The organism is Frondihabitans sp. OV104, from assembly GCF_057787745.1.
The window spans coordinates 677301-691618 of record NZ_CM173541.1 but is presented as its reverse complement, the minus strand read 5'-3'; the positions used below and the strand labels follow the sequence as shown (position 1 = coordinate 691618).

Genomic DNA, 14318 nt, shown 5'->3' with positions numbered 1-14318 from the left:
GCCTCAGTCGACGGGGCGCTCGTCGTCGCCGTCGAGCTCGGAGTCGAGGGGGACGTCGTCTCCGTCGAATCCTTCGATTTCTTCTTCCACGATCTCAACGGTCTCTCGGTCCTCTTCGATGTCTGACGTGTTCAGGGCCGCGCGGGCACGACGGGCCAGGGCGTACCAGTCCGCGGCCTCGGCACCGCGGTCGAGCTCCTCGAGCACGGTCGCGTAGGCGTCGAACAGGTCGGGGCTGTAGCTGAACGCGCGGGTGCGGTCGAGCTGAGGGATCTCGAGCTCCCGCAGCGCCGCGTCGGCCTGGCCGAGATCGAGACGAGCGCCCGACAGGGCGATGGCAAGCGAGACCCGCACGGGGACTTCGAGCGAGCCGGCCTCCACCGACTGACCGAGCTCGAGCGCGCGGTCGGGCCGTTCGAGTCCGCGCTCGCTGTCGACCATCATGGGCAGCTGGTCGTTGCGGCCCGAGATGCGACGGTAGGTCCGCAGCTCGCGCAGCGCGAGAGCGTAGTCCTCCAGCGCGTAGGCCGTGATGGCGATCGTCTCGCGGACGACCGCGATGCGGCCGGCGCGACGACCCGCGGCCTGAGCGTGCTGGTGAGCGAGCTGGGGGTCTTCGTCGATGAGCGTCGCCGCCATGATCAGGTGGCGCGCGACGAAGTCGGCGTTCTCCTTGCTCAGAGTCTTCAGCTCGGCGCGGGCGACCTTGTCGAGCTGACGCGGCTCGACCTCGTCGGGCAGATGCGGCTCGAACTGGCGGGGACGGACGGAACGCAGGCCCAGCGGATCGCGGTCCTCCCACTCTCCGCCGTTGTCGCGAGGGTCGCGGCCGGCGCGGCTGCCGCGGTCGGGACCGTTGCGGTCGGGCCCACCGCGGTCGGGACGACCGCCCTGCGGAGGCCTGCCACCCTGAGTCGGACGACCGCCCTGCCCGGGACGCCCGCTTCGCTCGGCCGGTCGACCGCCGGTCTGCGGAGGACGACCGCCAGGACGGTAGGCACGCTCAGCACCCGCAGGACCGTCGCCGCGCGGAGGACGTCGGCTGTCAGACCTCTCCCCCGACGGGCGGCCGTTCGCCGGGCGGTCCTGCCACGGACGGCTGGGGCGCTCCGAGCCACCCCGCTCCGCACCACCACGGTCGGAACCACCCCGTGGCGGACGCGGGCTCCACGTCCGGTCGCGGCTCGCGCCATCGCGCGACGGAGCGCCGTCACGACGAGGGGCGCCGCTGTCACGGCTGTAGCTGCCGCCATCGCGACGCGGCGCACCACCATCACGAGCAGGACCACCATCGCGACGCGGACCACCGCGGTCAGGACGATCGCCATCGCGACGCGGACCACCGCGGTCAGGTCGGCCACCCTGAGGTCGATCACCGCGGCCTGAACTGCCGCCTCGAGGCACCGACCCGGTGTTGCGGGAGTCGTCGCGTCGCGGACGCTTGTCGTTGTCGTCGTCGCGATCGCTCACGCTGTTCTCCTGAAGTTCGGGTCTGTTTCGCGCGACGTCTGGCGACGTCGGCATCTGTGCCAGTGCACGTCGATGAGACGAACACGGAACCGAGGAACTCGCCCGGCGCTAACCGGGGTTCTCTCGATGGGGCCTGCTGTGGTGTTGTGAACCCAGCCTAACAGCCAGCCCCGGCGCTGCCGACGCTGGAGGGCTAAATGCGAAAAGACCACCCATTGCTGGGTGGCCTCTTCTAAGTTGAGTCCGGCGGTGTCCTACTCTCCCACAAGGTCCCCCTTGCAGTACCATCGGCGCTGAGAGTCTTAGCTTCCGGGTTCGGAATGTGACCGGGCGTTTCCCTCTCGCTATGGCCGCCGAAACACTAGGTCATCCAGTGACCCGTTTACCGGGTCCGGGATGAAGTCTTGTCTCGAGCTCAAAGCTCTGTATTGAGTTGTCTGTTCACGAAACCTGGGTCTGTCGACCGTGTTCCGGGAACCACATAGTGGACGCGAGCATCACCGCTCCTGCCCGTCGCGAGTTGCCTCGTGAGGGTGGTGGTGTTGTCAAGTTATCGGCTTATTAGTACCGGTCAGCTCCACGAGTCGTTAGTCCTCGCTTCCACATCCGGCCTATCAACCCAGTAGTCTAGCTGGGAGCCTCTCACCCCGAAGGGTATGGAAATCTCATCTCGAAGCCGGCTTCCCGCTTAGATGCTTTCAGCGGTTATCCGTTCCGAACGTAGCTAATCAGCGGTGCCCTTGGCAGGACAACTGACACACCAGAGGTTCGTCCATCCCGGTCCTCTCGTACTAGGGATAGATCTTCTCAAATTTCCTACGCGCGCAGCGGATAGGGACCGAACTGTCTCACGACGTTCTAAACCCAGCTCGCGTACCGCTTTAATGGGCGAACAGCCCAACCCTTGGGACCTACTCCAGCCCCAGGATGCGACGAGCCGACATCGAGGTGCCAAACCATGCCGTCGATATGGACTCTTGGGCAAGATCAGCCTGTTATCCCCGAGGTACCTTTTATCCGTTGAGCGACAGCGCTTCCACAAGCCACTGCCGGATCACTAGTCCCGACTTTCGTCCCTGCTCGACTTGTCAGTCTCACAGTCAAGCTCCCTTGTGCACTTACACTCGACACCTGATTGCCAACCAGGTTGAGGGAACCTTTGGGCGCCTCCGTTACTTTTTGGGAGGCAACCGCCCCAGTTAAACTACCCACCAGGCACTGTCCCAGAACCGGATCACGGTTCGTAGTTAGATATCCAAAGTGACCAGAGTGGTATTTCAACAATGACTCCACCCGAACTAGCGTCCGAGCTTCACAGTCTCCCACCTATCCTACACAAGCCACTCCGAACACCAATACCAAGCTGTAGTAAAGGTCACGGGGTCTTTCCGTCCTGCTGCGCGTAACGAGCATCTTTACTCGTAGTGCAATTTCGCCGAGTTCGCGGTTGAGACAGCTGGGAAGTCGTTACGCCATTCGTGCAGGTCGGAACTTACCCGACAAGGAATTTCGCTACCTTAGGATGGTTATAGTTACCACCGCCGTTTACTGGGGCTTAAATTCTGAGCTTCGCTTGCGCTAACCCTTCCTCTTAACCTTCCAGCACCGGGCAGGCGTCAGTCCGTATACATCGTCTTGCGACTTGGCACGGACCTGTGTTTTTAGTAAACAGTCGCTTCCCACTGGTCTCTGCGGCCTTTCCCGCTCCCGGAGTAAATCCGTTCACGGTTCCGGCCCCCCTTCTCCCGAAGTTACGGGGGCATTTTGCCGAGTTCCTTAACCACGATTCTCTCGATCTCCTTGGTATTCTCTACCTGACCACCTGAGTCGGTTTGGGGTACGGGCGGCTTGAACCTCGCGTCGATGCTTTTCTCGGCAGCATAGGATCACTGAATTCCCCCAATCGGGGTACGCATCGGATCTCAGGCATCGTTGACGACGGATTTGCCTATCGTCAGCCCTACGTCCTTACACCAGGTTCACCTTACGGATACCATCGCCTGGCTCAGCTACCTTCCTGCGTCACACCTGTTAATACGCTAAACGCACCAGCATGGGGTCGAGCGTTAGACCGGCCGGCATCACCCCGAAGGGATCCACTCAGCCGGGTTAGGACTCTTAGCACCACTGGATTATCTTGGGCGGTTCTTCGCCGGTACGGGAATATCAACCCGTTGTCCATCGACTACGCCTGTCGGCCTCGCCTTAGGTCCCGACTTACCCAGGGCGGATTAACCTGGCCCTGGAACCCTTGGTCTTTCGGAGGACGGGTTTCTCACCCGTCTTTCGCTACTCATGCCTGCATTCTCACTCGTGTGGCGTCCACGGCTGGTTTCCACCGCCGCTTCACTCGCCACACGACGCTCTCCTACCAATCCGTACGACTGAACCACGAAGGCTTATCGAAAGTACGAATTCTACAACTTCGGTGGTGTGCTTGAGCCCCGTTACATTGTCGGCGCGGAATCACTTGACCAGTGAGCTATTACGCACTCTTTCAAGGGTGGCTGCTTCTAAGCCAACCTCCTGGTTGTCTCTGCAACTCCACATCCTTTCCCACTTAGCACACGCTTAGGGACCTTAGTTGGTAGTCTGGGTTGTTTCCCTCTCGACGATGAAGCTTATCCCCCACCGTCTCACTGCTGCGCTCTCACTTACCGGCATTCGGAGTTTGGCTGACGTCAGTAAGCTTTTGGGCCCCATCGGCCATCCAGTAGCTCTACCTCCGGCAAGAAACACGCAACGCTGCACCTAAATGCATTTCGGAGAGAACCAGCTATCACGAAGTTTGATTGGCCTTTCACCCCTATCCACAGCTCATCCCCTCCATTTTCAACTGAAGTGGGTTCGGTCCTCCACGACGTCTTACCGTCGCTTCAACCTGGCCATGGATAGATCACTTCGCTTCGGGTCTAGGACATGCGACTGAATCGCCCTATTCAGACTCGCTTTCGCTACGGCTACCCCTCACGGGTTAACCTCGCCACATATCGCTAACTCGCAGGCTCATTCTTCAAAAGGCACGCTGTCACCCCTACTAAGGAGGCTCCAACGGTTTGTAAGCAAACGGTTTCAGGTACTATTTCACTCCCCTCCCGGGGTACTTTTCACCTTTCCCTCACGGTACTTGTCCGCTATCGGTCATCTGGGAGTATTTAGGCTTATCAGGTGGTCCTGACAGATTCACACGGGATTTCTCGGGCCCCGTGATACTTGGGATACACATTCAGCCAACACCAGCATTTCGGCTACGGGGTTCGCACCCTCTATGACCAGGCTTTCAATCCTGTTCGCCTATACTGCGCTGTAACTGTTCCAGTCCGGCAGAACTGAACAACATGTCCCACAACCCCGACCATGCAACGACCGCCGTCTATCACACATGACCGGTTTAGCCTCTTCCGATTTCGCTCGCCACTACTCACGGAATCACTGTTGTTTTCTCTTCCTGAGGGTACTGAGATGTTTCACTTCCCCCCGTTCCCTCTACCCGCCCTATATATTCAGGCGGGAGTCACCAGGTCAGCACGCCGCCTGGCGGGGTTTCCCCATTCGGACACCCTCGGATCACAGCTCGATTATCAGCTCCCCGAGGCTTATCGCAGATTTCTACGTCCTTCTTCGGCTCCAGATGCCAAGGCATCCACCGTTTGCTCTTAAAAACTTGACCACAAAGAACCACGACAAAACGGCCCCCCGAAGGAAGCCGACTTGACGCGGTAAATCAGTGTTATCTCGTTACCCCAACCAGCAGAAGCCGGCCGGGGAAGAAATTGCACTCGAACAACTCAAAGAGTTGTCCAAGATGCTCGCGTCCACTGTGTAGTTCTCAAAAAACGGGCGACCCCAAGAATCCCCGGCAAGCGATGCCAGATCATCAAGGTCCGCTAGAGGAGTTCAACCCACCACCACCCATCAAGGGAAAGCAGCAAGGTTTGGTCCCTCAGGACCCAACAACGTGCACGCCCCCAACACCCAGCCTCACACCGTTCCAGAACTCCGAAGAGAACGTACTGAGCACAAGACCTTCGATCGAAGGCCACTGTCAAAGTTCCACCCATGAGCGCCACCCACAGACATTCGCCGTGGTGTGACTTGACCGCATTGATCCCGTGTAAACAGCGGGGCGGTACATGCTCCTTAGAAAGGAGGTGATCCAGCCGCACCTTCCGGTACGGCTACCTTGTTACGACTTAGTCCTAATCACCGATCCCACCTTCGACAGCTCCCTCCACAAGGGTTGGGCCACCGGCTTCGGGTGTTACCGACTTTCATGACTTGACGGGCGGTGTGTACAAGGCCCGGGAACGTATTCACCGCAGCGTTGCTGATCTGCGATTACTAGCGACTCCGACTTCATGAGGTCGAGTTGCAGACCTCAATCCGAACTGAGACCGACTTTTTGGGATTCGCTCCACCTCGCGGTATTGCAGCCCTTTGTATCGGCCATTGTAGCATGCGTGAAGCCCAAGACATAAGGGGCATGATGATTTGACGTCATCCCCACCTTCCTCCGAGTTGACCCCGGCAGTCTCCTATGAGTTCCCACCATAACGTGCTGGCAACATAGAACGAGGGTTGCGCTCGTTGCGGGACTTAACCCAACATCTCACGACACGAGCTGACGACAACCATGCACCACCTGTATACCGACCTTGCGGGGCGACCATCTCTGGACGTTTCCGGTATATGTCAAGCCTTGGTAAGGTTCTTCGCGTTGCATCGAATTAATCCGCATGCTCCGCCGCTTGTGCGGGCCCCCGTCAATTCCTTTGAGTTTTAGCCTTGCGGCCGTACTCCCCAGGCGGGGAACTTAATGCGTTAGCTGCGACACAGAAACCGTGGAATGGCCCCTACATCTAGTTCCCAACGTTTACGGCATGGACTACCAGGGTATCTAATCCTGTTCGCTCCCCATGCTTTCGCTCCTCAGCGTCAGTAACGGCCCAGAGATCTGCCTTCGCCATCGGTGTTCCTCCTGATATCTGCGCATTCCACCGCTACACCAGGAATTCCAATCTCCCCTACCGCACTCTAGTCTGCCCGTACCCACTGCAGGCTGGGGGTTGAGCCCCCAGATTTCACAGCAGACGCGACAAACCGCCTACGAGCTCTTTACGCCCAATAATTCCGGACAACGCTTGCACCCTACGTATTACCGCGGCTGCTGGCACGTAGTTAGCCGGTGCTTTTTCTGCTGGTACCGTCAAGAGCAAGCTCCCTTCTTCCCAACTAAAAGAGGTTTACAACCCGAAGGCCGTCGTCCCTCACGCGGCGTTGCTGCATCAGGCTTTCGCCCATTGTGCAATATTCCCCACTGCTGCCTCCCGTAGGAGTCTGGGCCGTGTCTCAGTCCCAGTGTGGCCGGTCACCCTCTCAGGCCGGCTACCCGTCGTAGGCTTGGTGAGCCATTACCTCACCAACTACCTGATAGGCCGCGAGTCCATCCTTGACCAAAATTCTTTCCAACTGCAGACCATGCGGCCGCAGCTCATATCCGGTATTAGACGTCGTTTCCAACGCTTATCCCAGAGTCAAGGGCAGGTTACTCACGTGTTACTCACCCGTTCGCCACTAATCCCAGGAGCAAGCTCCTGTTCATCGTTCGACTTGCATGTGTTAAGCACGCCGCCAGCGTTCGTCCTGAGCCAGGATCAAACTCTCCGTAAAAGAAAAACACCACAAACCACCCGAAAATAGGTGACCTGCAGCAAGTTTGATGCTGACCAAAAGGTACAAACAATCTGACGATTGTTGTCCATTTCAATCTCAAAGAAACCCAACACCCAGATACATCACACCGAAAGGTGTAACAACACTGAATGCCGAGGTATAATTTGGCATTTGACAATGTGCACGCTGTTGAGTTCTCAAGGACCAAACGCACCCGAAACCCGACGATCTAAACCATCTTCGCCCGAGGCAACTTTGAAACCTTATCCACCCGATCGGGCCCTGTCAAACCCGTTCTTGCGAACGTTTCCGACTAGACTTCGGCCCCTCGAGACGAGGTGCCGCTTGCAAGATGTGCTTGCCAGGTGAAGAGTTGCAACCTTACTCACAATCATCTCGACTTGCAAGCAAGGAGATGAGGAGCAGGTGTCCCGCTTGAGGAAGGTTGAACTGGATCAGATCCAGGCCCGTTTCCGTTCCTTTGGGGTGACAAGAGAAAACAATACGTGCGGGTCGCAGATGCGGCAAATCCTGCGTGCATCTCGGGCGTGTCGCACGCTACTCCCCCGGAATCCCGGGCGTCAGGCCTGGACGGTGATGCCCGCGAGGGTCTTCTTGCCTCGGCGGAGCACGGCGTGACCACCCGACAGGGTGAGGCTCGCGATGTCCGTCGCCTCATCGGCGACCCGCTCATTGTTCACGTAGACGCCTCCCTCGGCCGTCGCCCTCCGGGCAGCACCCAGCGAGGCGACGAGCTCGGTCGCCACGAGTGCCTGCGACACCGTGGTCCCGGGAGCGACGGTCGCGTGCGGCAACTCGGCGATCGCCGAAGCGAGCACGTCGGCCGCCAGCAGGGCGAGATCGCCCTGGCCGAACAGCGCGGCGGACGCATCGATGGCGGCCTGGGCGGCGTCGTGACCGTGAACGAGTGCGGTCACCTCGTACGCGAGGCGCTTCTGGGCTTCGCGCGCGAAGGGCCGGGCTTCGACCTGGTCGGCGAGTTCCTGCACCTGGGCCTTCGTGAGGAACGTGAATATCTTGAGCCGATCGACGACGTCGGCGTCGTCTTGGTTGAGCCAGAACTGGTAGAAGGCGTAGGGCGAGGTCATCTCGGGATCGAGCCAGATGGCGTTGCCCTCGCTCTTGCCGAACTTGGTGCCATCGGAGTTCGTGATGAGCGGCGTGCCGATGGCATGCACCGACACCCCCTCCGAGCGACGGATCAGGTCGGTTCCGCTGGTCAGGTTGCCCCACTGGTCGCTCCCGCCGGTCTGGAGCACGCACCCGTAGGCGCGGTACAGCTCGCGGAAGTCGAGACCCTGCAGGATCTGGTAGCTGAACTCCGTGTAGCTGATGCCGGCATCCGAGTTGAGACGCGCCGACACGGCGTCTTTCTTGAGCATCGTGCCGACGCGGAAGTTCTTGCCGATGTCGCGAAGGAACTCGATGGCGCTGAGCGGCTCGGTCCAGTCGAGGTTGTTGACGATGCGGAGGGCGTTGTCGCCCTCGGACGACAGGAACTTCTCGACGTGCACCCGGATCCTGTCGACCCACTCCGCCGTCTGCTCGCGCGACTTGAGGACGCGTTCGGCCGTGGGACGCGGATCGCCGATGAGACCGGTCGAGCCGCCGACGAGGCCGAGCGGCTTGTGGCCGGCGAGCTGGAGGCGCCGCATCACGAGCAGCTGCACGAGATTGCCGAGGTGCAGGCTGGGGGCCGTCGGGTCGAAGCCGCAGTAGTACGTGATCGCCTCGCCGCCGAGCAGCTCGCGGAGAGCCTCCTGGTCGGTCGAGACATGGACGAGCCCGCGATAGACCAGTTCGTCCCACACGTTGTCGAACTCGGGATCGTTGGATTGGGTGGCCAGGATGTCGGCCGTCGTCAGACTCGTCACCCGACAACTTTAGCCGCGGCGGCGACTCACGGCGGCGCGGTATGCCGACACGGTCGGATCGTCGGCGATCCAGAACCGCCAGGGGAAGGCATCGGTGCCGGCGTGGCCGGAGACCCCGACGCGGGGGCCGGTGGTTCCTGCGACCGGTTCTCTCGGCAATTCGAGCGAGAACGGAGGTGTCGCGATCGACGAGCCGTCGTCGGACAGCTCGATGCCGAGGGCTGATCCGAGCCGTCCAGGTCCTTTCGCGAGCTCGATGTCGGTGCGGGCCGTCGGGCGCCGCGACCTCGCGACATCGAGGCCGTCGATCACTTCGCCCGACCGCAGCAGGCATCCCGACGCGTAGCCCTCCGGGCCGCAGACGATGTTGAGGCAGCGGTGGATTCCGTACGACAGGTACACGTACAGGGTTCCCGGGCCGCCCCAGAGGCTGGCGCTGCGCTCGGTGAACCCGCGGTGCGCGTGCGAGCCGGGGTCCTGGCCCTGGCCGTGATAGGCCTCGACCTCGGTGATCCGCACCGCCACCTCGCCCGCCCGGAACACAGCGCCGAGCAGCAGCGGCGCCGCCTCGAGCGCGGGGCGGGCGAGCGGGTGGGGTTCCACGACGGAGCGTCTCAGAGGAAGCGCTGCCCGGTCGCGATCGTGTAGACGATCGCGGCGACCACGACGACGACCGCGATCGCGATGATGATGCGAAGGAGCCAGGGCCGCGTGGAACGGGTGTCGTCGGTCATCGTCACACGGCCTTCGGGTCGAGTCCGGCGACCAGGGCGCGCACCTGAGCGGTGAGCGAAGCCAGCTGCTCGGCCACGCGCACCGGAGCGGTGCCGCCGACGCCGTCACGGCTCGCGATCGAGCCCTCGACGGTCAGCACGGTTCGGATGCTCGGCGTGAGATGCTCCGAGACGGCGGCGTACTGCTCGTCGGTCGGCTCGTCGAGGTCGAGGCCGTGGGTCTCGCAGAACTGCACGAGCGACCCGCTGATCTCGTGGGCGTCGCGGAACGGCACCCCCTGCTTGACCAGCCACTCGGCGACGTCGGTCGCCAGAGAGAAACCCTGCGGAGCCAGCTCTGCGAGACGCTCCGTGTCGAACTCGAGCGTCGCGATCATGCCGGTGAACGCCGGCAAGAGCACCTCGAGCTGAGTGACGGTGTCGAAGACGGGCTCTTTGTCTTCTTGAAGGTCGCGGTTGTACGCCAGGGGCAATCCCTTGAACGTCGCGAGGAGACCGGTCAGGTTGCCGATCAGGCGGCCCGACTTGCCGCGCGCGAGCTCGGCGATGTCGGGGTTCTTCTTCTGAGGCATGATCGACGACCCGGTGGAGTAGCCGTCGTGCAGCTTCACGAAGCCGAACTCGCGGGTGTTCCAGATGATCACCTCTTCGGCCAGGCGCGAGAGGTCGATGCCGATCGACGCCGTGACGAAGGCGAACTCGGCGACCACGTCGCGCGAGGCGGTGGCGTCGATCGAGTTCTCGGTCGTGCGGTCGAAGCCCAGCTCGCGGGCGACGAGCGCCGGGTCGAGCCCGAGCGACGAGCCGGCCAGGGCACCCGAGCCGTAGGGCGACGCGGCAGCTCGTCGCGACCAGTCGCGCAGGCGCTCGAGATCGCGGACCAGGGGCCAGGCGTGCGCGAGCAGGTGGTGCGCGAGCAGCACGGGCTGAGCGTGCTGGAGGTGCGTGCGACCGGGCATCACGGCCCTCTGATTGGCGCTCGCCTGTCCGGCGATCGCGTCGATCAGGTCGGTGACCTGGTGCGCGATGACCTGGCCGTGGTCGCGCAGGTACATCCGCACGAGGGTGGCGATCTGGTCGTTGCGGCTGCGGCCGGCGCGGAGCTTGCCGCCCAGCTCGGGCCCGGCGATCGACATGAGATGCCGCTCCAGCGCGGAGTGCACGTCTTCGTCCGACGCGGCCGCCGTGTAGGTGCCGTCGGCGACCCCGGCCTCGAGGGTGTCGAGGGCCCCCAGCATCCCGCCCAGCTCGGACTCGTCGAGATAGCCGGCCGCAGCCAGAGCTTTAGCGTGCGCACGCGATCCGGCGATGTCGTACGGGTACAGCTGCCAGTCGAACTGCGTCGACTTGCTCAGCGCCTGCAGCTCCGGGCTCGGACCCGACGCGAAGCGACCGCCCCAGAGAGCGCCTGCCTCGGCCGCGCGATTGCCCCCGGTCGTCATTCCTGCTCCAGCAGCCACGTCAGGAGGGCCTTCTGGGCGTGCAGACGGTTCTCGGCCTCGTCCCAGATCACGCTGCGCGGGCCGTCGATGACGTCGGCCTCCACCTCGTAGCCGCGGTCGGCTGGAAGGCAGTGCAAGAAGATCGCGTCGTCGTCGGCGTGCGCCATGAGGGCGTGGTCGACCTTGTACGAGCCGAAGGTCGCGACGCGGTGCGCCTTCTCGTCTTCCTTGCCCATCGACACCCAGGTGTCGGTCACGACGATGTCGGCGCCGGCGACGGCCTCGACCGCGTCGGTGACGACGACGGCCGATCCGCCGTTCACGGCGGCGATGCGCTGGGCATCCTCGAGAACAGCAGTCTCGGGCAGGAACTCCTCCGGGGCCCCGATCCGCACGTGCATGCCCGCCGTCGCTCCCGCCAGCAGGTACGACTGCGCCATGTTGCAGCGCCCGTCACCGACGAACGCCACCGTCAGGCCGGCGAGCGTGCCCTTCTGCTCGCGGATGGTCAGCAGGTCGGCGAGCAGCTGGCACGGGTGGAAGTCGTCCGACAGCGCGTTGACGACGGGAACCGTCGTGCCCTCGGCCATCTCCTCGAGGCCGGCCTGGCCGTAGGTGCGCCATACGATCGCGGCGACCTGGCGCTCGAGCACGCGAGCGGTGTCGCTCGGCGTCTCCTTGCCGCCGAGCTGGCTCGACGCGGTGGCGATGATGAGCGGCACTCCCCCGAGGTCGGCGATGCCGACAGCGAACGAGACACGAGTGCGGGTCGACGACTTGTCGAAGATCACGGCGACGGTCTGCGGGCCCGCGAGCGGGCGCGCTGAGTACCGGTCGGCCTTCAGCTTCTGGGCGAGGTCGAGAACGGCGCTCTGCTCGGCCTGCGTGAGGTCGTCGTCGCGGAGGAAGTGGCGGGTCATTCGAGACCTTTCAGAACGGAGGAGAAGATCTCGACGAACTCGGCGATCTCGGCGTCGCCGACGATCAGAGGCGGCGCGATGCGGATGCTGGAGTCGTTGGCGGCGTTCACGATGAGGCCGGCCTCGAGGCAGCGCGCGTTGATCTCGTTCGCGATCGGCTCGTGAAGCCCCACGCCGATCAGGAGCCCCCGACCGCGGACCTCCTTGACCAGCGGCGACCCGATGGCCTCGATCGCGGCTCGGATCTCCGCACCGCGGCGTGCTGCGTTGCCGACCAGGTCGGATGCCTCGATCTCGCCGAGCACGGCGACCGCCGCACTGGTCGCGAACGGGTTGCCACCGAAGGTCGAGCCGTGCTGGCCGGCCTCGAACAGGTCGCTGGTGTCGCCGAAGGTGACGAGTGCGCCGATCGGGATGCCTCCGGCGATGCCCTTGGCGATGGTGACCGCATCGGGCACGATGTCGAACTGCTGGAAGGTGAACCAGGTGCCCGTGCGGCCGACGCCGGTCTGGATCTCGTCGAGGATCAGCAGAGCGCCGTGCTTGGCGGTGAGCTCGCGGGCGGCCTTGAGATAGCCCTCGGGCAGGTCGACCACCCCGGCCTCGCCCTTGATCGGCTCGATGATCAAGCCGGCGACGGTGTCGTCCATCGCCTGCTCGAGCGCCTCGATGGACGTCTCGATGTGCTCGACGCCCGGGAGCATCGGCTCGAACGGCTCGCGCAGAGCCGGCTTGCCGGTGAGGGCGAGCGCACCCATGGTGCGGCCGTGGAAGGCGCTCTGAAGCGCGAGGATGCGGGTCTTCCTGCCGTCGGCGCCCTTGTTGAGACGGAACAGCTTGAAGGCCGCCTCGTTCGCCTCGGCCCCGGAGTTGCCGTAGTAGACGCGGCCGCGGTCGCCCGCACCGGTGATGCGCTTGAGCAGCTCGGCGAGCTCGACCTGCGACGGCGAGGCGAAGTAGTTGGAGACGTGGATGAGCGTCGCAGCCTGCTTCGAGACCGCGTCGACCAGCACGGGGTGCGCGTGGCCGAGCGCATTGACGGCGATGCCGGCGAGGAAGTCGAGATAGCGCTTCCCGTCGACGTCCCAGACCTGGCAGCCCTGGCCCCGCTCGAGCATGACCTTGGGGGTCGAGAGGCTCTTCATGATGGAGTCACCGAATCGGCGCTGCCACGTGCCTTCGGTTGTCGGTGTGGTCGTGGTCATGACTGTCCTCTCTTCTGATCTGCCTGGGGTGGCTGGTGCGGTAAGGCGATTTTCGCCTTGCCGTTGGGGATGACCTCGGTGCCCGCACCACGCTGGGTGAAGATCTCGAGGAGGATGGAGTGCGGGATGCGGCCGTCGATGATGGTCGCCCCGCCGACGCCCGCGACGACGGCGTCGAGGCAGGCGGTCATCTTGGGGATCATGCCGCTCTCGAGGCTCGGCAGCATCTCGGTCAGCTCGTCGACCGTGATCAGCGCGACGAGCGAGTCGCGGTTCGGCCAGTCGGCGTAGAGGCCGGGCACGTCCGTCAGCATGATCAGCTTCGACGCCTGGAGCGCGATGGCCAGAGCTGCGGCCGCTGCGTCGGCATTCACGTTGAGGGCCGAGTCGCGATCCATGTCGTTGACGGCGATGGACGAGACGACGGGGATCCTGCCGGCCTCGATCTCGGCGAGCACACGCGATGGGTCGACGCTCGTGATGTCGCCGACGTGGCCGAGATCGAAGGTCTCGCCGTCGACCTCGACGCCGCGCACGTGCCCCTCGAAGAGTCGCGCGGAATCGGTGCCGTCGCTGAACACGCCCCGCGCGAGGTCGCCGTGCTCGTTCATCATGTCGACGATCTCGCGGTTGACCTCGCCGGCCAGCACATCGCGGACCACCGAGATGGCCTCGGTCGTCGTCACGCGGTAGCCACCGCGGAACTCGGACTCGATGCCGGCCGCCTTGAGCGCCGCCGAGATCTGCGGACCGCCGCCGTGGACGACGACAGGGTGCAGGCCGACCGTGCGCAGGTAGACCATGTCTTCGGCGAAGGCGCGCTTGAGATCGTCGTTCACCATGGCGTTGCCGCCGAACTTCACGACCACGACGCGGTCACGGTAGTTGAGCAGCCAGGGGAGCGACTCGATGAGCGTCGCCGCCTTGACGGCAGCCAGGTCTTGCTCGCGGCGCAGCGCCTGTTCGGTATCCATGCCGC

At 63.3% G+C, this 14318-nt stretch carries 7 protein-coding genes and 3 rRNA genes; all 10 read right to left on the bottom strand.

Annotation, left to right across the window (positions count from 1 at the left end):
- Positions 1 to 3: 3 nt before the first annotated feature.
- Positions 4 to 639, bottom strand: a complete 636-nt coding sequence (locus AC3CBB_RS03300) for a hypothetical protein (protein WP_488625974.1) — start codon at positions 637 to 639, stop codon at positions 4 to 6.
- Positions 640 to 1711: 1072 nt separating this feature from the next.
- Positions 1712 to 1828, bottom strand: a 5S ribosomal RNA gene (rrf, locus tag AC3CBB_RS03295).
- A gap of 183 nt (positions 1829 to 2011) precedes the next feature.
- Positions 2012 to 5140: ribosomal RNA gene (locus tag AC3CBB_RS03290) — 23S ribosomal RNA — on the bottom strand.
- 474 nt (positions 5141 to 5614) lie between these two features.
- Positions 5615 to 7140 (bottom strand): 16S ribosomal RNA (locus tag AC3CBB_RS03285).
- The 16S, 23S and 5S rRNA genes sit together here, the layout of an rRNA operon.
- A 584-nt stretch (positions 7141 to 7724) precedes the next feature.
- Positions 7725 to 9029, bottom strand: coding sequence for a tyrosine--tRNA ligase (gene tyrS, locus AC3CBB_RS03280; protein WP_488626703.1), 1305 nt, complete (start codon positions 9027 to 9029; stop codon positions 7725 to 7727).
- A gap of 18 nt (positions 9030 to 9047) precedes the next feature.
- Entirely contained in the window at positions 9048 to 9641 is a 594-nt protein-coding gene (locus tag AC3CBB_RS03275) for a DNA-3-methyladenine glycosylase (protein ID WP_488625973.1), read from the bottom strand.
- 133 nt (positions 9642 to 9774) lie between these two features.
- Positions 9775 to 11214, bottom strand: a complete 1440-nt coding sequence (argH, locus tag AC3CBB_RS03270) for an argininosuccinate lyase (RefSeq protein WP_488625972.1) — start codon at positions 11212 to 11214, stop codon at positions 9775 to 9777.
- A complete protein-coding gene (gene argF, locus AC3CBB_RS03265) occupies positions 11211 to 12134 on the bottom strand; it encodes an ornithine carbamoyltransferase (RefSeq protein WP_123505950.1) in 924 nt (307 codons plus the stop codon). Before argF ends, argH begins: the two co-directional genes overlap by 4 nt.
- The gene (locus AC3CBB_RS03260; RefSeq protein WP_123505951.1) at positions 12131 to 13339 is read right to left on the bottom strand and encodes an acetylornithine transaminase; all 1209 of its coding nucleotides are present in this window, start codon (positions 13337 to 13339) and stop codon (positions 12131 to 12133) included. Before AC3CBB_RS03260 ends, argF begins: the two co-directional genes overlap by 4 nt.
- Positions 13336 to 14313: an acetylglutamate kinase gene (argB, locus tag AC3CBB_RS03255; RefSeq protein ID WP_488625971.1), complete on the bottom strand. Its 978-nt coding sequence runs from the start codon at positions 14311 to 14313 to the stop codon at positions 13336 to 13338. The genes AC3CBB_RS03260 and argB overlap by 4 nt, the downstream gene beginning before the upstream one ends.
- Positions 14314 to 14318 lie beyond the last annotated feature (5 nt).

What these genes read in the sequence shown, in the direction of transcription:
- argF (WP_123505950.1), bottom strand. Translation starts at nt 12,134, where the DNA reads ATGACCCGCCACTTCCTCCGCGACGACGACCTCACGCAGGCCGAGCAG.
- AC3CBB_RS03260 (WP_123505951.1), bottom strand. Translation starts at nt 13,339, where the DNA reads ATGACCACGACCACACCGACAACCGAAGGCACGTGGCAGCGCCGATTC.
- argB (WP_488625971.1), bottom strand. Translation starts at nt 14,313, where the DNA reads ATGGATACCGAACAGGCGCTGCGCCGCGAGCAAGACCTGGCTGCCGTC.
- AC3CBB_RS03300 (WP_488625974.1), bottom strand. Translation starts at nt 639, where the DNA reads ATGGCGGCGACGCTCATCGACGAAGACCCCCAGCTCGCTCACCAGCAC.
- argH (WP_488625972.1), bottom strand. Translation starts at nt 11,214, where the DNA reads ATGACGACCGGGGGCAATCGCGCGGCCGAGGCAGGCGCTCTCTGGGGC.